A 23130-nucleotide genomic window follows, 5' to 3' on the forward strand; every position below is an offset into this window, starting at 1 on the left:
GGGGAGTGCGCGCCGGGCGCACCCCGGCGGTCGGCTCATTCTCCGGGCGCCCCCGGGGCGCATTCGGTGAAGGAACGTCACTGCACACCCGGATGAGTGGAATCGTCCACCGGATGCGTGAGCCGTCACCCGAAGGGGAAAGAGTCCGCCTCGTCCTCGTCGACCTCGACCTTGACCTTGCTCTCGTCCTCGACCCTGCCCTCGCCCTTGCCCTCGACCAGTACGACCTCCAGGGTGCGAGGGCCGTGCACGCCCTCCACCCGGTCCAGTTCGATGTCGCTGGTCGCCGACGGGCCCGAGATCCAGGTCAGCGGGCGGACCGGATCCAGCCGCTCCAGCGCCAGCGGCACCGAGGCCACCACCTGGTCGGGGACCCGCACCACGCAGACGTGGTGGTCGGGGACGAGGGTGACGCGGCGCCGGCCCTGGCCCGCGGAGCCGTCCAGCACCAGCGTCCCGGTCTCCGCGATCGCCAGGGCGCAGCCGGTGACCACGCTGTCCACCCGGTCGAGCTCCGCCGGGGTGCTCTCCGCCCGGTCCGCGATCCGCCGGGCCGAGCTCCCGGCGAGCCACCCCGGATCGAGGCCGTCCGGCACCAGCACCGTGCGCGCGCCCCGCGCCGCCAGCAGCCCCGCGATGAGCGCGGACAGCGCGTCGGCGGAGCAGCGGTGCACCAGCGCCCGGTAGTCGGCCAGGTTCTCCGCGAGCAGGTCCGCCGTCCGCGCCGGGTCCAGCTCGCCGTGCCGCCGCAGATAGCCGCGCCCGACGGCCTCCTCGTACGGTACGGAGTCCTCTGGGAGTCCCGCGAGGGCGCGCCGCACCCGGCCCAGGACCCGCTCCCTGCCGCTCACTCCGACTCCTCCCCGGCCCGCGCGGGGCCGGTCCCGGTCCGGCCGCCGCCGGTCCGCTCCCACCAGTCCCGGAACGGTTCCGGCGGCACGACCGGCAGCTCCCGCGACGCGGTCCAGGCCCGGCCGGGGCCGGGCAGCGTGCGCGGATGCAGCCGCCGGGTGCGGGCCGCGAGCCGCTGCCCGGTGCGCAGCACGCCCGGCCGCCCGAACGCCCAGCGGGCCGCGCGCATCGCCGCCCGCTCGGCGGCGCGCCCCTTCGCCGGGCGGAGCACCACCGTGTTCCCCTCGCGGACCGCGGGACCGCCCCGGACCACCCGCTCGCGCAGATGGACCAGGACCTCGGGGATGTCGATGGCGACCGGGCAGACCTCGTAACAGGCCCCGCACAGCGAGGAGGCGAAGGGCAGCGAGGCGTCCACGGCGCTGCCCGTACCGCGCAGCTGGGGGCTGAGGATCGCGCCGATCGGCCCCGGGTAGACCGAGCCGTACGCGTGGCCGCCGGCCCGCTCGTACACCGGGCAGACGTTGAGGCAGGCCGAGCAGCGGATGCAGCGCAGCGCCTGCCGGCCCACCTCGTCGGCGAGGGTGTCGGTGCGCCCGTTGTCGAGCAGCACCAGATGGAAGGTCCTCGGGCCGTCGTCGCCGGCCGTGCCGGTCCACATCGAGGTGTACGGGTTCATCCGCTCGGCGGTCGAGGAGCGCGGCAGCGTCTGGAGGAAGACCTCCAGGTCCCGCCAGGTCGGGATCGTCTTCTCGATGCCGACGACGGAGATCAGCGTCTCCGGCAGGGTCAGGCACATCCGGCCGTTGCCCTCGGACTCGACGACGACCAGCGTGCCGGTCTCCGCGACCATGAAGTTGGCGCCCGACACGCCGACCTTGGCACGCAGGAACTTCTCCCGCAGGTGCAGCCGGGCGGCCTCGGCCAGCTCGGCGGGGGAGTCGCCGAGGTCCGCCGGGGCCGGGCGGCCCCATTCCTTCATCTCGGAGCGGAACGTATCCCGGATCTCGGTCCGGTTGCGGTGGATCGCGGGCACCAGGATGTGCGAGGGCCGGTCCCGGCCCAACTGCACGATGAGCTCGGCCAGATCCGTCTCGTAGGCCCGGATGCCCGCCGCCTCCAGGGCCTCGTTGAGGCCGATCTCCTGGGTGGCCATCGACTTGACCTTGACGACCTCCTTCTCGCCGGTCGCCAGCACCAGCTCCGTGACGATCCGGTTGGCCTCCGCCGCGTCCGCCGCCCAGTGGACCGTGCCGCCCGCCGCGGTGACCGCCGCCTCCAACTTCTCCAGATAGCGGTCGAGATGGCCCAGGGTGTGGTCCTTGACCCGCCGCCCCGCCTCGCGCAGCTCCGCCCAGTCGGACACCTCCGCCACGGCGGCGGCCCGCTTGGCCCGGATGGTGTGGGTGGCGTGCCGCAGATTGCCCCGCAGCCGCTCGTCGCGCACGGCCGCCCGGGCCGCCTCGGGGAACGCCGGCATCCCGACGAAGGTGCCGGTCACGCCAGGGGCTCCGCTTCGGTGCTCGCCAGGATCTCCGCGAGGTGGACCGGCCGAAGGCGCGTCCGCAGCCGGGCCATCGTGCCGCCCAGGTGCGTCAGGCAGGAGTTGTCGCCCGCGCACAGCACCTCGGCGCCGGTGGACTCGGCGGCACGCACCTTGTCCGCGCCCATCGCGGCCGACACGTCCGGGTTCTTCAGCGCGAAGGTCCCGCCGAAGCCGCAGCACTCCTCCGCGCCCGGCAGCTCCCGCAGTTCGAGGCCCCGCACCGCCCGCAGCAGCCGCAGCGGCCGGTCGCCGAGCCCGAGGCCGCGCGCCCCGTGACAGGTGGGGTGGTAGGTGACCGGGTGCGGATACCAGGCGCCGACGTCCGTCACCCCCAGCACGTCCACCAGGAACTCCGTCAGCTCGTACGTCCTCGGCACCACCGGCGCCAGCGTCGCCGCCAGCGCGCCGCCGCGCCCCTCCGCGCGGGCCCGCTCTCCCAGCCTCGGGTACAGCTCGCGCACCATCGCCCCGCAGGAGCCGGAGGGGGTCACGACCGCGTCGTAGCCGCCGAAGACCTCGGCGAAGCGCCGGGCGAGCGGCTCGGCTTCATGACGGTAGCCGGAGTTGTAGTGGGCCTGCCCGCAACAGGTCTGCCCGGCAGGGAAGTCCACGTCCACGCCGAGGCGGGTCAGCAGCCGCACCACGGCCCGGCCGGTGTCCGGATGGAGCGTGTCGTCGACACAGGTGAGGAACAGGGCGACACGCATCGCGGCTCCTTCTTCGGCGAGGCCGGGCGGACCCGGCGGGCGGACCCGGCGGGCGGACCCGGCGGAGCGGGTCCTCCGGGCGGACCCGCCCCACCCTAGGGCGTCTCCGCCGGCTCCGGGCGGACCGTCCGTCCCGGGAGCAGCGGGGCGATCAGGGCGATCGCGACGGCCAGCCCCGCCGCGACGAGGAACACCAGGTCGTATCCGGCCGCAGCGGCCGAGGCCGCCGGAGTGCCCGGCGCCGCGTCGGCCGCCTCCGCGCCCGCGGCCGTCGCCAGCACCGCGAGGCCGACCGAACCGCCCACCTGGTTCGCGGTGGTGGCGAGTCCGCCGACGGTCCCCGCGTACTCCTCGGGGGCGCCGGCCGTCGACACGGCCATCAGGGTGGGGAAGGTCAGCCCGATGCCGGCCGCGACCAGCAGCGTGGGGCCGAGCACCCCGGTCGCGTACCCGCTGCCGGGGCCGGCGGCCGAGAGCCACAGGAAGCCCGCCACGAAGCAGCCGCCGCCCGCCAGGATCAGGGCGCGCGCCCCGGCGGTCGCGAGCCGCCCCGAGGCGTACCGGGCGACCACCATGAAGCCGACGGCGGCGGGCGTCTGGCCCAGCCCCGCCTGGAGCGCGGAGAAGCCGAGGACGTTCTGGAGGAACAGAGCGGTGAAGTACCACAGGGCGATGGCGATCCCGCCGAAGAGCAGGAGCATCGCGTTGCCCGCGGCGACCGCCCGGCTCCGGAACAGCCGGAGCGGCACCATCGGGTGGGACGCCCGCGACTCCACCACCAGGAAGAGGGCGAGCAGCGCCAGCCCGGCGAGGACCGGGCCGACGACCGGGCCCGAGCTCCAGCCCTCGTCCCCGATGCCGGTGACGCCGAAGACCAGCGCGGCCAGCCCCAGGGTGCCGGTGAGCGCGCCGAGCACGTCGACCGGCTCCCGGCGGGCCGGGCGCGCGGCGGACAGCCGCGTCAGGGCCACGGCCACCAGCAGCGCGCCGACCGGGACGTTGACCAGGAAGACCCAGCGCCAGGACAGACCCGTCGTGAACGCGCCCCCGACGATCGCGCCCGCCAGCCCGCCCACACTGCCCGAGGAGGCCCAGGCACCGAACGCCCGCGCCCGCGCGCCCGGTGCGGTGAAGTGCGTGTGGATGACCGCGAGCGCCGCCGGGGCCGTCAGCGCCGCGCCGACGCCCTGTGCCACGCGCGCCGCGACGAGCACCCCGGGCGTGGGCGCGAGACCGCCGACGAGGCTCGCCACCGAGAACAGCAGCAGACCGGCGGTCAGCACCCGGCGCGCGCCCGCCAGGTCGGCCGCCCGGCCCCCGAGCAGCAGGAGCCCGGCGAAGGCCAGCAGATAGCCGTTCACCACCCAGGCGGTCCCGGTGTCGGTGAACCCCAGGTCCGCGCGGACCGAGGGCAGGGCGACGTTCACGATGGACGAGTCCAGGATCACCATGAACTGGCAGGCGCACACCAGCGCCAGGACCAGCCGGGCCCGCCGCCCGCTCGCCGTGCCCGCCCCGCCCCGGGCCGTCGCGTTCTTCTCGTACTGTCCGGTGGTCACCGGCTGCTCCCTCGCTCTCACAGGCCCCAGCCCCGGTCGTCCGGGGCGGTGTACGCAGCCTCCCGGGGCGGGGCGGGGCCGCACATCACGTGATCCCGGGATCTTGGGCACCGAACCGAACCGGCCCGAACCGGCCGTCCGGCCATACGTGTTCGAGCCAACGGCGCGGTGGGCGGCGAGGGCGCGGGGAAAGCCGGGCGCCGCCCGGCGAGGGCGGCCGGTAGCGTGGGGCGCGAGGCGGGGGAGGACACGCGGATGCCCGGGGTGCGCATGATCGGCAGGGACGCCGAACTGGCCCGTGTCCGCACGGCACTCGACGCCGCGACGTCCGGCACCGGCGGCTGCCTGGTCGTCGAGGGCCCGCCCGGCATCGGCAAGACCCGGCTGCTCACCGCCGCCCTCGCCGACGCCGCCGCCCGGGGCATGGCCACCGCCGCCGGCCGCGCCACCGAACTCGACCGCGCCGCCCCGCTCAGCACCCTGCTCGGCGCCCTCGGGAACGGCGGCCCCCGGCCCGTCGACGGACTCGACCGGCTCGGCGGCCACGCCACGCACGGCCCCCGGACCGCCGCCGGGCCGGACCGGCTCGGCGGCCACGTCGCCCACCGCTTCCGGCTCGTCGACCGGCTCGGCGAACTGCTGGAGCGCCACGCCGCCCGGGGCCCGCTCCTGATCGCCCTCGACAACGTCCAGTGGGCCGACGAACTCACCGCGCTGGCCCTGCGCCTGCTGGTCCCCGCGCTGCGCGCCTCGCCCGTCCTGTGGCTCCTCGCGGCCCGTACCACGCCGCCCGGCACCCCCGGGCGCGGCGCCGTGGACCTGCTCCTCCAGGAAGGGGCCGGACACCTCGTCCCCGGCCCGCTCGACGACGCGTCGGTCCACGCCCTGTGCCGGGACCTCCTCGGCACCGCACCCGACCCCGGGCTCCTCGCCCTGGCCCACCGCTGCGGGGGCAACCCCTTCCTCGTGGAGGCCCTGGTGGCCGGCGGTCCGCCCGCCGACGGGCCCGCCGCGCTCCCGCCCGCGCCCGGGTTCCCGCCCGCCCCCGCGCTCCCGCCCGCCCCCGTACCCCCGCCCGCCCCCGCGCTCCCGCCCGGCTTCCCCGACGCCGTCCGGCGGCACCTGCGCGGGCTGTCGGAGGACGCCCACCGGCTGCTGCGAGCGGGCGCCGTCCTCGGGCGGCCGTTCACGCTGCACGAGGCCGCCGGGCTCTGGGGCCGCCCGGCCGTCGCCCTGGTCGCCGCCGCCGAGGAGGCGCTGCGGCAGGACGTGCTCCTGGAGAGCGGCCCCGAACTGGCCTTCCGGCACGACCTGATCCGCGAATCCGTGCTCGCCGCCCTCCCCGGGCCCGTCCGCGAGGTGCTGCACCGCGAGGCGGTCGCCGTGCTGCGGGCCGAGGGCCGCCCCGCCGCCGAGGTCGCCGAACACCTCCTGCGCGGCGGCGCGCGCTGGACCGCACCGGCCGTCGAGGCGCTGCGCGCCACCGTCACCGAGCTCGCCCGCACCGCCCCGGGCACCGCCGCCGGCCTGGCCCTGCGCACCCTCGCCGCGATCGGCGCCGACCACCCCGCCCACCCGCAGCTCGCCGCCGAGGCGGTCGGACTGCTCGCCGCCGCCGGGCGGATCGCCGAGGCGCGGGAGCTCGCCGAGACCGTGCTCGCGGCCGGGGTGCCCCCCGAGACCGAGGCCACCCTGCTGTACGGACTCGCCTCCGCCCTCAAGCACGCCGGGCGGGACCGCGCCGCCGTCCGCTGCGCCGAACGGGCCCTCGCCCTGCCCGGCGTGCCCGACGCGGTGCGCGCCCGGGTGCTCGCCGTACAGGCGCACGCCCTGCTCAACGCGGGCGGGCCCGGCGAGGCGGAGCGCGCCGCCGCGCGGGCGGTGCGGCTCGCCCGGAGCGCCGCCGAACACCCCTCGGCGGTCTTCGGCACGGCGGCCCGCAGCATGGCCGCCCAGGCCGCCGGCGACCTCTCCGGCGCCGTCGCCCTCGCTGAAGAGGCCGTCGGGACGGCCGACGAGCAGGGCGGCGAGGCCGCGCGGCTCCATCCCCGGCTGTGGCTCGGCGCCGCCCTGACGGCCGCCGACCGGCTCACCGAGGCCGCCGCCGTCTACGCGTACGGGCAGCGCGAGGCCCACCGCTTCGGCACCGCCTGGTCAGGGCCCCTGTGGCACTACCACCGGGCCGAACTGTGGCTGGCCCGGGGACTGCTCGACGACGCCCTCGCCGAGGCCGAGGCGGGCCTGCGGACCGCCGAACGGCTCACCACCCTGGCCATGGGCGTGCCCCTGCTCACCCTCCTCGCCCGGCTGGCCCTGCACACGGGCGACGTGGAGACGGCGCGCGCCCGCCTCGACGCCGCCCGGCGCCTCGACGCGGACGGCATCGGCTCCCGTACCGAGGACCTGGCCTGGTGCACCGCCCTGCTGCGGGAGGCGGAGGGCCGCCCCGAGCGGGCCCTGGAGGCCCTGGTCCCCCTCCTGGACGGCCTGCCGGAGCCGGTGCCGCTCTTCACCCGGGAGCCCGGCGCCGCCCCCCGGACGGTCCGGCTCGCCCTGCGTGCCGGGGACCGCGCGCTCGCCGGACGCGTCGCGGACGCCGCCGGGGCGCTGGCCCGCCGCAACCCCGGTCACGTCTCCCTGGCCGGCGCCGCCCGCCACGCGCGCGGGCTGCTCGCCGGGGACCCGGCCCCGCTGCGGGCCGCCGCCGAGGCGTACCGGGAGAGCCCCCGCGTACCGCTGCGCGCCGCCGCCCTGGAGGACCTGGGCGCGGCGCTGCGGCGCGCCGGGCACGCGGCCGAGGCGGCCGAGGCGGGCCGGGAGGCCCACGAGCTGTTCGCGACGGCGGGCCCGCGCGGGGACGCCGACCGGATCGCCGTCCACCTCGGCAGGACTCCGGACGTCCCGCCCGCGCCCGGGCCGTCCCCGCTCGCCGCCCTCGCCTGGAGCCGGCTGACCCGCTCCGAGACCACCGTCGCCCGGCTCGTCGCGGACGGCCTCACCAACCGGGAGGCGGCGGCGCGCCTCTCGCTCTCCCCGCACACCGTGGACAGCCACCTGCGCCACATCTTCGCCAAACTCGGCCTGTCCAGCCGCGTCGCGCTCACCCGCCTGGTCCTCGAACGGGACGCCGCCGGGCCGGACGCCTGACGGGACGCCGGACGCCGGAGGCCGGACCGGACCGGACCGGACACCCGGCCACCCGGACACCCGGACACCCGGCACCGGACCGGCTCCGCACCGACTACAGCCAGCCGGAGCGCTGCGCCTGCAAGGCCATCTGGAAGCGGTTCGCCGCGCCCAGCCGCGCCATCAGGACCTGCAGCCGCCGGAACAGCGTGCGGCGGCTGATCCCCAGCTCGCGGGCGATCACCTCGTCGCTCGCGCCCCCCGCGAGCAGCCGCAGCAGCCGCCGGTCGGACGGCGCGAGCCCGCCCGGCCGCGCGTCGTGGCCGTGGAACGGCAGCGCGTTCCGCCAGGACTGCTCGAACAGCGCCACCAGCGCCGACAGCAGCCCGCACGGCTGCACCACCAGCATCGTGTTCACCACGTCCGCCTCGCGGATGGACAGCGACACCAGCGCGTACGCCTCGTCGATGATCAGCAGCTTCACCGGCACCGACGGCAGCACCCGGGCCTGCTCCCCGGCCTCGATGCACGGCTCGATCACGTCCTTCAGGTGCCCCGGGTGCTCCAGCGCCTCCCGCGCGTACACGACCCGCTGCCGCACCCCCCGCGCCAGCGTCGCCAGCGAGTCCTCCGTGACGCCGACCAGCGGCACGTACGGCGGCGACTCGAACTGCCGGATCTGCTCCCGGGCGCTCGCCCAGGCGTGCCGCATCCGCCGGCCGATGGCCTCGCCGGTCACGACCTCCACCAGGTCGTCGTTGTACGCGGCCAGCCGGTGCCGCCGGAACGAGTCGAAGGCGCCACCGACGGCGATCCGCGACTCCTCCAGCTCCGCCGCCCGGTGCCGGGCCAGGATCTCCAGGCCCGCCGCCGGCGGCACCGGCGCCACCACGTCCCCGGCCCCCTCGGCGGCGCTCGCCAGCCCGGCCTCGACCAGCCCGTCGTACGCGGCGGCCAGCGCCGCGCCGCCGAGCCCCGCCGCGCCGCCGATCTCGCCCAGTGGCGCGGGGGCCCGCTCCAGGAGCGCCAGATAGACCCGCACCGCCGCCTCGTCGATGCCGAGCAGCCGCAGTGCCTCGCCGAGTCGCGCGTTCGTCATGCCTCGCATTATCGGCCCTCCCCGCCCCACGATGGCCGATCAGTGCCACTGGCACGCTCCGGCCCCCACGCCCGCTCCGGGGTACTACCGTCCACCACGACGCCGAGCACGGCGGCACGCGGCGCGCCCCGGCGAACGGGGGCGGGGCGCGCCCCGCCCCGCGCCGCCCGGCACGACCAGCACCCACCGCGACGAAGGGACACACCGTGGCCAAGGGCCGGAAGAACGGTCTGTACGACGGGATCTCCGAGGAACTGTCCGCGCTGATGCGCACGGGCTGGGCCGACACCGAGCGGCACGATCTCGAAACGGACGAGCAGGCCCCCTACGCGGCCCGCCGCCGCGAGGCGCTGTCCGCCCGCTTCCCCGGCGAGCGCCTGGTGATCCCCTCGGGCAGGCTCAAGGTCCGCTCCAACGACGACACGTACCCCTTCCGCCCGTACACCGGCTACGTGCACATGACCGGCGACCAGGCCCGCGAGTGCGCGCTGGTGCTGGAGCCCCGCGCGGCGGGCGGCCACGACGCCGTCCTGTACACGCTGCCGCGCGACGGCCGGGACAGTGACGAGTTCTGGCTGGGCTACCACGCCGAGCTGTGGATGGGCCGCCGCCGCTCGCTCGCCGAGTCGGAGCGGGTCCTCGGGCTGCCCTGCCGCGACGTGCGCGGGCTCGCCGCCGACCTGGCCGCCGACACGGAGGTCCCGACCCGGATCGTCCGCGCGCTGGACCCGGCCCTGGAGGCCGCCGTCACCACCGACGAGGATCGCGACGACGAGCTCGAAGAGGTCCTGAGCGACCTGCGGCTGGTCAAGGACGCGTGGGAGCTCGGCGAGATGCGCAAGGCCGTGGACTCCACGGTGCGCGGCTTCGACGACGCCATCCGCGAGCTGTCCAAGGCGATCGCCACCTCCGAGCGCTGGATCGAGGGCACCTTCTACCGCCGGGCCCGCCTGGAGGGCAACCACGTCGGCTACGGCACCATCGCCGCCGCCGGCGAGCACGCCACGATCATGCACTGGACCTCCAACGACGGCCCGGTCCGCCCCGGCGAACTGCTGCTCCTGGACGCGGGTGTGGAGACGCACAGCCTCTACACCGCCGACGTCACCCGCACCCTGCCCATCAGCGGCACCTTCACCGAAGTGCAGCGCAGGGTGTACGACGCGGTGTACGAGGCCCAGCAGGCGGGCTTCGACGCCGTGAAGCCGGGCGCCGCCTACCGCGACTTCCACGTCGCCTCGCAGCGCCACCTGGCCGAGAAGCTGGTCGAGTGGGGCTTCATCGAGGGCCCGGCCGAGCGCGCCTACGAGCTCGGGCTCCAGCGCCGCTTCACCATGGCCGGCACCGGCCACATGCTGGGCCTGGACGTCCACGACTGCGCCCACGCGCGCAACGAGGAGTACGTGGACGGCGTCCTGGAACCCGGCATGGTCCTCACCGTGGAGCCGGGGCTGTACTTCCAGCCCGACGACCTGACCGTGCCGGAGGAGTGGCGCGGCATCGGCGTCCGCATCGAGGACGACCTGGTGGTGACCGCCGACGGGCACGAGAACCTGTCCGCCGGTCTGCCGCGCACCGCCGACGAGGTCGAGGCGTGGATGGCCCGCACGGCGGGCTGAGCGGGCGGCGGCCGGGACGGGGGTGAGGGAGCCCCTGCCCCGGCCGCCGGCGTCCGGGGCGTCAGCGCCGGGCGCCGAGCACCTCCCGCAGCAGCCCGCCGGACAGCCGCACCCCGTCCTCGGTGAGCAGCGACTCGGCGTGGAACTGCATCGAGGCGAAGTGCGGCCCGCGCAGCGCGTGCACCTCGCCGGTGACCGGGTCGCGGCTCACCTCGACGGGGCCCGCCTCCGGGTGGTCGAACTCGTCCCCGGCGCTGCGCGCGGCGAAGGTGTTGTAGAAGCCGACGCGTTCGCGGGCGCCGAAGAAGTCGATCTCCTGCTGGACGCCCTGGTTGGGCACGTCCCTGCGGGCCAGCGGGAGGCCGAGGCGCAGGCTGAGCACCTGGTGGCTGAGGCAGACCGCGAGGAAGGGGCGCCGCTCGGCGAGCAGGGTGTCGACGGCCCCGCGCAGGTGGGCGATCTTCGGGTGGGTCAGCTCCCTCGGGTCGCCCGGACCCGGGCCCATCACCACCAGGTCATGGCCCTCGAAGGCGTACGGCTCGTCGAAGCGACGGACCGTCACCTCCAGGCCCAGTGAGCGAAGTTGGTGGTCGATCATCGAGGTGAAGGTGTCCTCGGCGTCCACCACGAGGACCCGCCGCCCGGTCAGCTCGGGCACCGGCCGGGACCGCTCGGCGTGGCCGGCGAACCAGAAGCCCGCGAGGGGGCCGTTGCGGCTCTCCAGCGCGGCGCGGACGTCGGGGTGGTGGTCGAAGCCGGGCGTGCCCGCCCCGGTGCCGGGGGCGCCGGCCGGGCCGGACTCCCGGAGCGCGGCGAGCAGTCCGGCCGCCTTGGCCCGGGTCTCGGCCACCTCGGAGTCCGGGTCGGAGTGCCGCACGAGGGTGGCGCCCACACCGATCCGCACCCGGCCGGCGCGGTCGATGTCGGCGGTGCGGATCAGGATCGAGGAGTCCAGCGACCGCTCGCCCCGGGCGTCGCGGCCGATCAGGGCCACCACGCCGCTGTAATAGCCGCGGCCCTCCGGCTCGTACTTGGCGACGACCCGGCTGGCGCTCTCCAGCGGGCTGCCGGTGACCGTGGGGGCGAACATCGACTCGCGCAGGATCTCGCGCGGGTCCCGTTCGGTGTGCCCCTCGATGAAGTACTCGGTGTGCGCGAGGCGGGCCATCTCCTTCAGGTAGGGGCCCACCACCCGGCCGCCGCCCGCGCAGATCCGGGCCATCATCTTGAGCTCTTCGTCGACGACCATGAACAGCTCGTCGGCTTCCTTCCGGTCCGAGAGGAAGTCCATCACCTCGGGCAGGACGGGGCCGCCGGCCGGATAGCGGTAGGTGCCGCTGATCGGGTTCATCACGGCGTTGCCGCCCCGGACGCTGATGTGCCGCTCGGGGGTGGCGCCGACGAAGGTCCGCTCGCCGGTGTGCACGACGAAGGTCCAGTAGGCGCCCGACTCGCCGCGCAGCAGGCGCCGGAAGAACGACAGCGCGCTGTGCGGGGTGTAGCCGGTGATGTCGGCGACGAAGGACCGCTTGATGACGAAGTTCGCGCCCTCGCCGGTGCCGATCTCGTCGGCGATGACCCGCCGCACGGTCTCGGCGTAGGTGTCGTCCGGGACGTCGAAGTCGCCGCCCGCCAGGTCGATCGGCAGGTCGGGGAGCCGGCGCAGCACCTCGTCCAGCGGGACGGCGGCCTGCTCGGTGACGCTCATCGCGATCAGCGGCTCGCCGTCGTCGGGCGCCGCGAAGCCGCGCTCGGCGATCTGCCGGTACGGGACGAGGGTCAGCAGCTCGTGCCGGGGACCTTCGGCAGGCCCCGGCTCGCCCTCGGGCAGCGGCAGGTCCGCGAGCGTCCTCGGGGTGGAGATCCGCCCCAGGAGGACGTCCACGGTCCGGTCCCCGGCGCTCTCGGGCCGGTGCAGCAGGGCGTACGGCGGCGGGTCGGCGGCCAGGACGGCGGCCAGCGGGTCGAAGGGCGTCGTGCTCACGCGCTCGCCCCCGCCGTCAGGGAGGCCGACGCGGCCCCCAGCTGGGCGAGGACGCCGTCGGTGGTGGCGACGACCGCGCAGCGCTCGGCCGCGTACACCAGCGCCTGCCGGTGGTAGGCGGCGGAGAAGTCGGCCACCGCGTCGGCGACGAAGAACGGCTGGATGTCGTTGGTGAACGCTTCGACCGCCGTCATCAGCACGCCGACGTGCGCGTACACGCCGCACACCACGAGCTGGTCGCGGCCCTGTTCGCGCATCCACTCCAGCAGACCGGAGCGGAAGAAGGCGCTGTAGCGCCACTTGGTGAAGACCTGGTCGTCGGGTCCTGGTGCCAGCGGCTCCACCACCTCCCGGTCGGCCGGGTCCACGCGCATCCCGGGACCCCAGAAGTCCTTGAGGAGACCGCGCTGCCCGTCGTCCATCCCGCCGGGCTGCGCCGTGTACGCCACCGGCATCCCGGTCGCGACGGCCCGCTCGCGCAGCAGCGCGGCGTTGCGCACCAGCGGGTCGCGCAGCGGGGCGGGGAAGGGGCGCAGGAAGTAGCGCTGCATGTCGTGGACGAGCAGCACCGCGCGGTCCGGGTCGGCGGACCAGCGGGCGGTGTTGCCGGGCAGTTCGTCCGCGCTCGGCAGCGCGTACGGCTCGATGGGGGGTATGCCCGCCATGACTGTTCTCTCCTTGGGGGAGGTGATGGGTGCGAAGCAGGGAGGGGCCGGGACCGGAGCCGGGGCCCGGGGGCCCGGGCCGGCCGGGCGGCGCGGGGACGGCCGGGCGGCGCGGGGGGGCCGCGCGGCCGTCCCCGGCGCGGCTACGCGGCCGCGGGCCGGGCCGTGTGGGCGGGCGTCCACCAGGACGAGACCACGGAGAGGGCCTGGCCCGGGTTGAGCCGAGGGTCGCAGCAGCTCGTGTAGCGGGTGCCGACGAGGTCGACCTCGGAGGGGTTCAGCACGCACTCGGTGACGTCGTCGGGGGTGGTCTCCAGGTGCAGACCGCCCGCGACCCCGCCGCCTTCGGCGACCGCGTCCCGGAACGCGTCGGCCTCGCGGGCGACCGTCTCCAGATAGCGGGACTTGAGGCCCGAGGGCGTGTTCACCGTGTTGCCGTGCATGGGGTCGGTGAGCCAGATGACCGGGTGTCCCTCGGCACGGACGGCGGCGACCAGCGAGGGCAGCCGCTCGGCGACGTTCCCGGCGCCCATCCGGGCGATGAGGGTGAGCCGGCCGGCCGCCCGCTCCGGGTCGAGCCGCTCGCACAGGGCCAGCAGCTGCTCGGGGCTCATGTCGGGCCCGACCTTGCAGGCCACCGGGTTGACGACCTCGGCGAGCAGGGCGACATGGGCGCCGTCGAGCTGCCGGGTGCGGTCGCCGATCCACGGGAAGTGCGTGGAGGTCAGCAGCAGACGCCCGTCGGACTGGCGGCGCAGCATGGGGACCTCGTAGTCGAGCAGCAGCGCCTCGTGGCTGGTCCACACGGGGGCGCCGATGCGGGTGCGGCCGGGGGCGTCGAGCCAGCCCAGGCCGGCCATGACGGCGCGGGCCGCCTCGTAGCCCGACAGCAGCCGGTCGGGGTCGGGCCGCCGGGACTCCGGGTCGGGCTCGGGGCTGTTGACCATGTGGCCCCGGAACACGGGGAGTTCGAGGTCGCCGACCCGCTCGGTGGGCTTGGAGCGCGGCTTGCCGTACTGGCCGGCCATGCGGCCGATCCGGACGACCGGTCTCGCCGTGGCCATCTGGAGCTGTCCGGCGAGCACGTTCAGCAGTCCGGCCTTGCGGGCGACATGGCCCGGGGTGGACTCGGCGGTGTCCTCGGCGCAGTCGCCCGCCTGCACGACGTGGGCCTCGCCCGCGGCGACCCGCGCCAGCATGGAGCGCAGGGTGCGCACGTCCTCGTCGGCGACGAGCGGGGGCAGGGCGGCGAGCTCCTTCCGTACCCGGAGCACATGGGACTCGTCCTCCCACGGAGGCTGCTGTAAAGCGGTCTCATAACGAATGTCGAGCAGGGCGTCGTCCATCGGATTCTCCAATCGCGAGGCGGCATACGGCGATGCGGGACGCGAAGAAGGGAAAGAGAAGAGAGGGGGGAGTGTGGGAGAGCGCGGGAGAGAGGAGGAGAAAAGGGCAGGGCGCGCATTCCCGCTCGTGATCGATCGTCCGACGGATTTCGTTGCGCCGGGGGAAACGGGGGCGGTATCCGTCAGGTGACGCGCTATCCGTCAAGTGGCCGTGGATATGTCAAGTGCGTGTGACGGTGCGGTAGTTGAATGGCGTGGGCATAAGAAGGGACCGGCGGGCCGACGGTGGGGAAACCGTCGGCCCGCCGGTCGCGGGGAAAGCGGTGCGCGTCTGGGGGAGTGGCGCCGGTCAGGCGGTGCGCGCGTGGGCGTCGCTCCTGGCCAGGGCGACGACCGCGTGGGCGGCCGAGGCGAGGGTGATGTGGCGGTGCCAGCCGCCGAAGGAGCGCCCGGAGAAGTCCCGGATGCCGACCCGGTCGGCGATCTCGGTGAAGTCCCGGTCCACCCGGTCGGCCAGCCTGGTCAGCCGGACCAGGGAGGCGGGCGGGGCCCCGGTGAGGTTCGTCAGCCAGAGCTTGGCCGGCCAGCGGCCGCCCTCCTCGCCCACGCCGAGCAGCAGCACCTCCCCCCGGCCGGAGGGGGCGCCGGGCAGGGCCGGGCCGGTGACCCGCACGGTCGCGGCCCAGTGGGTGCGGGGCGCGCCGCCCGGTTCGGGGGAGGCGAGGGTGACCGGGCGCCGCAGGTCCTTGGCCATGATCATGATCTGCTCGGCGGTGAGCGGGGCGCGCCCGGCGCCGGGCAGCGCGGGGTCGGCGACGGTGAGGGGCTGGTCCTCGCAGACGCTCACGAGCAGGGGCATCCCGGTGGCGTGCAGCTTCTCGAAGATGGGGACGGCGTGCACCTCGCAGGAGTCGAGGACGAAGGGGCGCACGGGCAACTGCCAGTGGGTGACGGCCTCCAGGCAGGCCTCGACCACGGATTCGCTGAGGGTCTCCACCGGGACGTCGTCGGGGATCGCCACCTGGCTCCGGCGCAGGTCGTCCTTGAGCCACGCCTGGGGCAGGTGGAGGCGCCAGTTCACCGGGGTGCTGGTGGTGTCCGAGGCGGCCCAGACGCCCACCGCCCGCTGGGCGTTGAGCATCTGGCCGAGGGTCGGGAAGAAGTGCCGGTCCACGCCGACCGAATGACGGCCGGTCTTCGGGATGATGACCGGCTGCACCACCCAGGCCTGCGGCGGGCGGGCGTCCACCCAGTGGTCGGCGAGCGCCCGGCGGATCGGGATCCAGTCCCAGGTGGAGGCCGAGATGAAGTGGTGGAGGTTCTGTTCGGAGGCCTGCTCGCCGAGCAGGGCCGCGATGTTCCGCACGGACTTGCGGCCCGGGGTCTCCAGCAGGCCCCGCAGGTACTGGACGGCCTTCCTGCACTGGTCGTTGCGGGACAGCGAGGTGAAGAGCGTCGAGGAGAACTCGGAGAGCACGGCGTCGTGGGTGCCGGAGGGGAAGGGGAAGGCGGCGGGGGTGGGGACGGGTGTGGGGGCGGGGTGGGTCCCTCGCGTCGGAGCGGGGGGACGCGGGTCGAGGCTGAGCATGAATCTCCTCACTACTGATCCAGCCCGCGCTCGCGAGCATCCACGGTGATCGAACAGGAGCACGGGGTGAGCCCGGCCCGACAGTAGGGGGCGGCGGGCGGGGTGATCCATCACGAGCAGGAGGAGAGTGTCAAGTTACCGAACGGTAGTCCCGTTGATGTGGCTGACATCACCGCCGAGGTCCCGCGCCGGGCCCGGTCGCGGGCCGTCGCGACCGCCAGATGGGCCACCGAGACCAGCGTGATGTGCCGGTGCCAGCCGGGGAACGAGCGCCCGGCGAAGTCCCGCAGCCCGACCCCGTCCGCTATCTCGGCGGAGTCCCGCTCCACGGCCCGGGGTATCCGGGTGAGCCGCAGCGCCGGAGTGAGCAGCGAGGAGGAGAGGTTGCTCAGCCACAGCCGGCGCCCGCCGGGGTGCCACTCGCCGAGCAGCGTCAGGGCCTGCCGCCCCGGTCGCGCCACCACCACCGGCACCGCCGCGCCCGTCGTCGGCCCGTCGCCCGGGTCCACCCGCTGCCGCAGATGGGGCAGGGACTCCGCCAACTCGCCCGCCGTGCGCTGGAGATCGCCGTAACGGGGCAGCGCGGAGCGGTCGAGCCGTACGGGCGCCGCCGCGTCGATCCGCACCAGGAAGGGCAGCCCCGTCGCCGCCAGCGAGCGCGCGACCGCCGTCCCGTCCGCCTCCGGGACGTCCACCACGACGGGCAGCCTCGCCGTGCAGCGGATCTCCGTCAGGGCCGCCACGGCCCGGCGCACGCCCTCCTCGACCCCGCAGGCGGTGGCGTCCGGCGGGACGCTCGCCCGCTCGCGCAGCGGCTCGGCGGTCCAGCGGGCGGACAGGCACAACTGCCAGTCGACCGGCACCGCCAGGCGCTCCGAGGCCAGCCAGGTGCCCACCGCCCGCTGCCCGTTGACCGTCCCCAGCGCGGTGCGCTGGGGGTCGGTGCCGACCGAGTGCGGGCCCGCCTTGGGGATCAGCGTCGAGCGGATCACCCACGCCTCGGGGGCCAGCGTCCGCTGTGCCTGCCGGGCCAGCGCGTGCCGGATCGGCGTCCACTCCCAGGGGGAGCTGGTGATGAAGTGGTGCACGCTCTGCTGCGCCGAGGCCCCGTCGAACTGGGCCGCCAGGCTCCGTAGCGTCTTGCGTCCGGCCACCGACAGCAGTCCGCGCACGTACTGCTCGGCCTTCACCCGCTGCCCGTTGCGGTGCAGCGAGCCGAACAGGCGGCGCAAGGACTCCGGATCGAGCCCCGCCGATCCCCGCCCAGACGCCGCGCTCCCGTGTTCCCGCAGGTTCCCCATCGTGCCCCGTGACCCCCTGCCCCAGAGAAAGAGGACTTCCGTCCGGTTTCTTTATACGGCGCGCGTCCGGGGCGACCGCACATTCGCGCCAAAGCTGACAAGGCGTTCGTCTTCGGCGCGGGGCCTCCGGCGGGGCATGGGGAGGCGTCCGGGAGGGGGTCCGGCAAGCCCGGGGGGTGAGACGGGCTGCCCTTTACTGTTGCTTGGGTCTACATTTACTTATGACCGAAACCACTCTCACCCCATGCCCGCCCCTGCCGCCCGCCGCGCCCGCCGTGCCCGCCGTGCCCTCGTTGGGCGCCTGCGCGCACCTGCGTCGGCCCGAGCACCTGCTCGTGACCGGCTGGGAGCGCCGCTCCGAGCGCGAGATCGCCCTGGCCGTCAGATGGCCCGCCGTCCAGGGCGACTTACCGTACGACCCGCGGATACTCGCCCAGACCGTGCGGCAGTCGGGGCTGGTCGTCGCCCACGCCGCGTACGGCGTGCCGCTGTCCCACCAGACCATGCTCAGCGCCCTCGGCCTGTCCGTCACCCCGGGGCTGCGGCTGCCCCGGGGCCGGTGCGCCGCCTTGGAGGTCCGGGTCGCGGTGCGCGCCGGCGAATCCGGCCGACGGACGGCCGGAACACTGCACATGAGCTTCGAGATCCTTTCGGGTGCAAGTATCCTGGCCCGCGCCGAGAGCGCGTTCGCCTGGATATCGGAGCGCGTCTACGCCCGGCTGCGCGGCCCCCGGCGGGAGCTGGAGTGGGGCGCCTGGGAGATACCGGAGCCGCTGGACCCCCGGCTCGTCGGGCGCGCCTCCCCGGGAGAGGTGGCCCTGGCCGCCGGTGACCGGCCCGGCCGCTGGCTGCTGCGCAACGACCCGGCGGACCGGCTGCTCTTCGACCACCCCGTCGACCACGTGCCCGGGCTCGCGCTGCTGGAGGCGGCCGACCAGGCGGCGCGCGCCCTGCGGGCCCCGGCGCCCTTCGAGCCCCTCGTGATCGAGGCCGCGTACCAGCGCTACGTCGAGTTCGACCGCCCCTGTTGGCTCACGGCCGAGCCGCTGCCCGGCCCGGGCGCGGTGCGGGTGACCGGCTCGCAGGAGGGTGAACAGGCCTTCCGGGTCGACTTCCGGACCGGCCCGGTGGCGGGCCGGGGGACCCTCGATTCCGGCCTCGACGCCGCTGCCGGCCTCGGGTCCGGCCGCGACCCCGGCCCCGGGTCCGGCTCTGGCCTCGGGTCCGGTCTCCTCGGTGCCGCCGACGGCTGACCGCGCGCACGACTCGGCCCTGTGTTCCGCCCCCGTCGATGAGGGGCCGGTCCGCAGGGCCGGGAGTGTCCGCGCGGGACGCGTGACGCGTTACGGGGCGGCCGTCAGCGACTCCGCCTCGGTGGGCTCGTCCTCGCGCTCCTTCGGGATCCAGCGCACGGCGAGGACGCCGAGGGCCAGGCAGAGCAGGCTCGCCACGCCGACCGCCACGTGCAGACCGGTGAGGAAGGCCTCCTCGGCCTCGGCGACCAGGGCGGGGGAGAGGCCCGGCTTGTCCAGCGTCTCGTCGAGGGTGCCCGCGACGTCCGGGCCGAACAGGCGGAAGCAGACCGCGGCCAGCGAGCCGAGCAGCGAGATGCCCAGCGCGTTGCCCAGCTCGTTGCTGGTCTCGGCGAGCGAGGCGGCCGAACCGGCGCGCTCCGGCGGCACCGCGGCGACGGCGGTGTCGGCGACCAGGCTGAAGGAGAGGCCGTAGCCGACGCCGGCGATGATCGTGGAGGCGATGAACGCCGCCACGCCGTGCTCGGTGGTCGTCAGCAGCAGGAGGAGCAGGCCGACGCCCATGAAGAAGTGCGAGGCGATGAGCGCGGACCGGGTGCCGAGCCGCTCGGCGATGGTGCTGGTCCGGATGCAGACCACGGTCAGGACGGCGGCGCCGGGCAGGGCGAGCAGGGCCGCCGACAGGACGCTGTAGCCGAGCACCGACTGGAGGTAGATGCCGCTCAGGTAGCCGGCGGCGGCCCAGGCGACGAGCGTCAGCAGACCGGTGAGGATCGCCACCGTGAACACGCGGTCCTTGAAGAGCCGCAGGTCGAGCAGTGGGTGCTCCAGGTCGAACTGGCGGCGCACGAACCACACCAGGAGCGCGACGCCGACGATGCCGGTGACGCCCTGGACGAGCGAGAAGCCCTCGGCGGCGGCCGTCTTGACCGAGAAGACGGCCAGCAGGATGCCGACGGCGGACAGGACGACGCTGAGGGCGTCCACCTTGCCGGGGTTGGTGGTGCGGACCTCGCGCAGCAGCACCGGCGCGAAGACCAGGAACAGCACCACGACCGGCAGGTTGATGAGGAAGACCGAGCCCCAGGAGAAGCGGCTGAGCAGCAGTCCGCCGACGACCGGGCCGACCGCGAATCCGGCGGCGAAGGTGGCCGCGAAGATGCCGATGGCCTGCGAGCGCTGCCGGGCGTCGTGGAACAGGTTGCTGATGATGGCGAGGCCGGCGGGCAGCAGGGTCGCGCCGCCGAGGCCCATCAGGGCGCGGCAGGCGATGAGGATCTCCGGGGTCGGCGCCAGGGCCGCGCCCGCCGAGCCGATGCCGAAGACGACGGCGCCGGTCAGCAGGAACTTGAGGCGCCCGTAGCGGTCGCCGAGGTTGCCGAAGGCGATGAGCAGGGAGGAGACCACGAAGCCGTAGATGTCCAGGATCCACAGTGCCTGGTCGGTACTGGGCGTGATCGCGGACGTGATGCTCGGCATGGCGAGGTACAGGACGGAGCCGTCCATCGCGACGAGTGCGACCGGGCCGAGCACGATGACGAGGCCCAGCCAGGCCCGTCGGTCGGCACGCTCCGCGACTAAGTCGGGGGAAGTCACGGGGGGCAACCTTTCAGTGGAAGGTGCGAAGAGGTTCGGGACCGCTGCATACGGCGTACGCGAAAGGGGGCGCGCGTCGCGGGCGAACGGCGTGCGTACATCGTACGCGAATTTCGTGCGTACGTCGTACGCAAGCTGCTGGTTATAATAACGCATGGCCATCAAGACACAAGGCAGGCACGTGAGTTCGCCGAGCCTGTCGCGCGGGGCGATCGTGGCAGCCGCGGTCCGCATCGCCGACGCCGAGGGCATCGCCGCGATCTCGATGCGACGGCTCGCGACCGAGCTGGACTCGGGCGTCATGTCGCTCTACCGCCACGTGGCGAACAAGGACGCGCTGCTCACCCTGATCACCCAGGCGGCGTGCGACGAGCACCCCTACCCCGAGCCCGCGCCGCCGGACTGGCGCGACGCGATGCGGCTCGCCGCCCGGCTGGACTGGGAGGTGTACTGCGCCCACCCCTGGGCCCTGGTCACCTCCAGCTCCGCCCGGCACTTCTCGGACACCTCCTGCCTCGACTGGATGGTCGACGCCCTCGGCGACCTCACCGACGACCCGGACCTCGCGCGGACCTGCTCCATCGCGCTCTGGTCGTACGTCCAGGGCGTCTGCATCCAGCACGTGGCGCAGCAGCTGCTGCCCGGCGGCGAGAAGGCCGAGCAGTCCCCGCTGCGGGCCACCGAGGAGGACTTCGAGACGGGCCTGGAGATCTTCCTGGACGGGATGGAGCTGCGCGCCGCCCGCGCCGGCGCCGGCCGCCAGGACCCGGCTCCCGGCCGTACGTTCTCGGCCGGCACCGGCCGCTGACGGACCCGGGCGGACCCCGCCGGAGGGGTGTCCGGCCCGGTACCGCGTCGTTGGGCACGACATGACGACCACCCAGTCGAACCCCACCACGACCAGGCGCAACGACCAGGAGGCGGACGCTCCGGATCTCGCCCCGCTCGCCTTCGCCGGCTACGCCCACTTCACCGCCGCCCAGGTCCGAGGCGGCCGGATCCGCGCCCTCGACCTGCATCTGGCGCGCCTGCGGCACGGCTCGCTCGCGCTCTTCGGGCGGGCCCTGCCCGACGACCGGGTGCGGGCCCTGCTGCGCGCCGCCCTCGCCCAGGCGCCCGCCGACGTCTCGCTGACCGCCACGGTCTACCTGCCGTCCGGCGAGTTCACCGTCGCCGGGCCCGAGGAGCGGCCCGAACTCCTCATCCGCACCGGCCCGCCCGCGACCGGCCCCGAGGGCCCGCTGTCCCTCGCGGTGGTCGAGCACGAGCGGTTCCTGCCGTCCGTCAAGCACGTCGGCGAACCCGCCAAGACCTACTTCCTGCGCCAGGCGGCGGACCAGGGCCACGACGACGTCGCCTTCACGGACCGCCGCGGCCGGCTCAGCGAGGCGTCCATCTGGAACCTCGCCTTCTGGGACGGCGACACCGTGGTGTGGCCCGAGGCGGCGATGCTCGACGGGATCACCATGAGCGTCGTCCGGCGGCAGCTCGACCTGCTGGGCGTCCCCCAGCGGACCCGCGAGCTCACCCCCGCCGACCTGCCCGGACTCGCCGGAGCCGCCGTCATGAACTCCTGGACGCCGGGCGTCCCGGTCCGCCGGATCGGCGCCGCCGAGCTGCCCGACGCGCCCGGCTTCCTGGCGCTGCTGCACCGCGCCTACGAGGCCGAACCGCTCAGCTCCCTGTAGGGCACGGGCACCCCGCACAGCTCACCGTCGGTCATCGCGCCACAGGCGTGCGGCGCGTGCCGCCCGTCGTGCCGCCCCTCGGGCCGGCGGCGCGCCGACGGTGACTCGCCGCCCGCGCGGGGCGGCCCGCCCGCCGCGTCGCCCCGCACCCCGGGCCCGTCGCCCCGCGTGCCCGCCGGGCCGCCCGCCGGCTCGGTCCGCGCGCCGCCCGCCGCGTCGATCCGGTCCCGTACGCCGTCCGCCGCCAACTGCGGCAGCACCAGCCGCCAGAACGGGGTCACCGACTGCGCGGGCCGGGCGCCCGCCCGGTCCCGCTCCAGGCCCTCCACACCAGCCATCACCGCCGTGATCGCGGCGACCGCGTCGTCGAGGTCCACCCCCGGCGCGAGACTGCCCTGCCGCCGGGCCAGCCGCAGCACCCCGCGCACCCAGTCCCGCCAGTGCCGCCAGGGGCTGGCCGCGCCCTCCCAGCCCGGGTCGTGCCCCAGGCCGAAGCCCGCCCGCAGCACCAGGTCCCCGGCGACCCGCCGGGCCAGCGCGTGCGAGGTGTCGACCAGCAGCTGGAGCGGGGCCGGATGCCAGGACGGGACCTGGCCGCTGACGCACAGCAGGATCTCGACGGCGGCCGACTGGACCGCCTCGCCGAGCGCCTGCTTGTTCCGGAAATGGAAGTGCAGGGCGCCCTGGCTGACCCCGGCCAGGGCACAGATCTGCCCGATGGAAGAACCCGCGAATCCGCCCCGGTCGAAGACCTCGGCGGCGGAGCGGATCAATAGTCGGCGTGTTTTCGCGGCACGATCCTGCATGACGATGCGCACTCCGGGAGAAGAAGGGGAGCGGTGAGCGGAAAAGGGACCCGCGCGCGGTCCGCCGGGCACCCCACAGGTGCCCGGTCGCGGCGGAATCGGGGACGCACTTCCCGTGCGCCGCTCCACTCTTACCACGTCCGTAAGGGGAAGGCGGCACCCAACGGCCATACCCGTGGGTGACCTGACAGATAGTCGGCCGATTCTCGGGACGCCCGAACCGTTGTGTCTAGCATCGAGTGACGGACGGCTGGACGGAACGGCTCGGGCGTCATTCGTACGGCGGTCCCCCGAGGCCGCCGGTATTCCCGCCGGAATACTGGCGCGCGCCCGCCGGCCGTCCCATCGGCCATTCCCCGATTGCCCCTGATTCCCCTGATTCCCCTGATTCCCTG

General features: G+C 75.2%; 17 protein-coding genes. 5 read left to right on the forward strand and 12 right to left on the reverse strand.

Annotation, left to right across the window (positions count from 1 at the left end):
- Positions 1-125: 125 nt before the first annotated feature.
- The 4 genes from ACZ6J5_RS17540 to ACZ6J5_RS17555 all read right to left on the reverse strand — a co-directional run bounded on the left by ACZ6J5_RS17540 (position 126) and on the right by ACZ6J5_RS17555 (position 4664).
- Entirely contained in the window at positions 126-851 is a 726-nt protein-coding gene (locus tag ACZ6J5_RS17540) for a LutC/YkgG family protein (protein ID WP_469392359.1), read from the reverse strand.
- Entirely contained in the window at positions 848-2353 is a 1506-nt protein-coding gene (locus ACZ6J5_RS17545; protein WP_469392361.1) for a lactate utilization protein B, read from the reverse strand. The genes ACZ6J5_RS17540 and ACZ6J5_RS17545 overlap by 4 nt, the downstream gene beginning before the upstream one ends.
- Positions 2350-3105, reverse strand: a complete 756-nt coding sequence (locus ACZ6J5_RS17550) for a (Fe-S)-binding protein (protein ID WP_469392363.1) — start codon at positions 3103-3105, stop codon at positions 2350-2352. Before ACZ6J5_RS17550 ends, ACZ6J5_RS17545 begins: the two co-directional genes overlap by 4 nt.
- Before the next feature lie 95 nt (positions 3106-3200).
- Positions 3201-4664, reverse strand: a complete 1464-nt coding sequence (locus tag ACZ6J5_RS17555) for an MFS transporter (protein WP_469392364.1) — start codon at positions 4662-4664, stop codon at positions 3201-3203.
- Between the two features lie 255 nt (positions 4665-4919).
- Here ACZ6J5_RS17555 and ACZ6J5_RS17560 point away from each other — a divergent pair, with 255 nt between their 5' ends.
- Positions 4920-7811 (forward strand): AAA family ATPase, encoded by a 2892-nt coding sequence (locus tag ACZ6J5_RS17560; protein WP_469392366.1) that lies wholly within the window; start codon positions 4920-4922, stop codon positions 7809-7811.
- A 94-nt stretch (positions 7812-7905) separates the two neighbouring features.
- Here ACZ6J5_RS17560 and ACZ6J5_RS17565 read toward each other — a convergent pair whose 3' ends face one another.
- Positions 7906-8889, reverse strand: coding sequence for a helix-turn-helix transcriptional regulator (locus tag ACZ6J5_RS17565; protein ID WP_469392368.1), 984 nt, complete (start codon positions 8887-8889; stop codon positions 7906-7908).
- Between the two features lie 206 nt (positions 8890-9095).
- Here ACZ6J5_RS17565 and ACZ6J5_RS17570 point away from each other — a divergent pair, with 206 nt between their 5' ends.
- Positions 9096-10508, forward strand: a complete 1413-nt coding sequence (locus ACZ6J5_RS17570; protein WP_469392370.1) for an aminopeptidase P family protein — start codon at positions 9096-9098, stop codon at positions 10506-10508.
- A 61-nt stretch (positions 10509-10569) separates the two neighbouring features.
- On the opposite strand, the gene ACZ6J5_RS17575 is transcribed toward ACZ6J5_RS17570, so the two are convergent.
- The 5 genes from ACZ6J5_RS17575 to ACZ6J5_RS17595 form a co-directional block, all read right to left on the reverse strand.
- The gene (locus ACZ6J5_RS17575; RefSeq protein WP_469392372.1) at positions 10570-12492 is read right to left on the reverse strand and encodes an anthranilate synthase family protein; all 1923 of its coding nucleotides are present in this window, start codon (positions 12490-12492) and stop codon (positions 10570-10572) included.
- Complete coding sequence (locus tag ACZ6J5_RS17580; protein WP_469392374.1) at positions 12489-13157, reverse strand: isochorismatase family protein; 669 nt, start codon at positions 13155-13157, stop codon at positions 12489-12491. The genes ACZ6J5_RS17575 and ACZ6J5_RS17580 overlap by 4 nt, the downstream gene beginning before the upstream one ends.
- A 143-nt stretch (positions 13158-13300) precedes the next feature.
- Entirely contained in the window at positions 13301-14503 is a 1203-nt protein-coding gene (locus tag ACZ6J5_RS17585) for a 3-deoxy-7-phosphoheptulonate synthase (protein ID WP_469392376.1), read from the reverse strand.
- Between the two features lie 349 nt (positions 14504-14852).
- Complete coding sequence (locus ACZ6J5_RS17590; protein WP_469392378.1) at positions 14853-16091, reverse strand: IS701 family transposase; 1239 nt, start codon at positions 16089-16091, stop codon at positions 14853-14855.
- 110 nt (positions 16092-16201) lie between these two features.
- Entirely contained in the window at positions 16202-17392 is a 1191-nt protein-coding gene (locus tag ACZ6J5_RS17595) for an IS701 family transposase (RefSeq protein WP_469392380.1), read from the reverse strand.
- Between the two features lie 221 nt (positions 17393-17613).
- Here ACZ6J5_RS17595 and ACZ6J5_RS17600 point away from each other — a divergent pair, with 221 nt between their 5' ends.
- A complete protein-coding gene (locus ACZ6J5_RS17600; RefSeq protein WP_469392382.1) occupies positions 17614-18645 on the forward strand; it encodes a ScbA/BarX family gamma-butyrolactone biosynthesis protein in 1032 nt (343 codons plus the stop codon).
- Positions 18646-18735: 90 nt separating this feature from the next.
- Here ACZ6J5_RS17600 and ACZ6J5_RS17605 read toward each other — a convergent pair whose 3' ends face one another.
- Positions 18736-20241, reverse strand: coding sequence for an MFS transporter (locus ACZ6J5_RS17605; RefSeq protein ID WP_469392384.1), 1506 nt, complete (start codon positions 20239-20241; stop codon positions 18736-18738).
- A 181-nt stretch (positions 20242-20422) separates the two neighbouring features.
- On the opposite strand from ACZ6J5_RS17605, the gene ACZ6J5_RS17610 reads away from it, so the two are divergent.
- Both ACZ6J5_RS17610 and ACZ6J5_RS17615 read left to right on the forward strand, forming a co-directional pair.
- Positions 20423-21049: a TetR/AcrR family transcriptional regulator gene (locus ACZ6J5_RS17610; RefSeq protein ID WP_469392386.1), complete on the forward strand. Its 627-nt coding sequence runs from the start codon at positions 20423-20425 to the stop codon at positions 21047-21049.
- Positions 21050-21110: 61 nt separating this feature from the next.
- Complete coding sequence (locus ACZ6J5_RS17615) at positions 21111-21929, forward strand: aminotransferase class IV family protein (protein ID WP_469392388.1); 819 nt, start codon at positions 21111-21113, stop codon at positions 21927-21929.
- On the opposite strand, the gene ACZ6J5_RS17620 is transcribed toward ACZ6J5_RS17615, so the two are convergent.
- Complete coding sequence (locus tag ACZ6J5_RS17620) at positions 21899-22735, reverse strand: ScbR family autoregulator-binding transcription factor (protein ID WP_469392390.1); 837 nt, start codon at positions 22733-22735, stop codon at positions 21899-21901. The two genes, ACZ6J5_RS17615 and ACZ6J5_RS17620, sit on opposite strands and share 31 nt — an antisense overlap.
- Between the last annotated feature and the right edge of the window lie 395 nt (positions 22736-23130).

Source organism: Streptomyces sp. NPDC042100 (assembly GCF_055582325.1).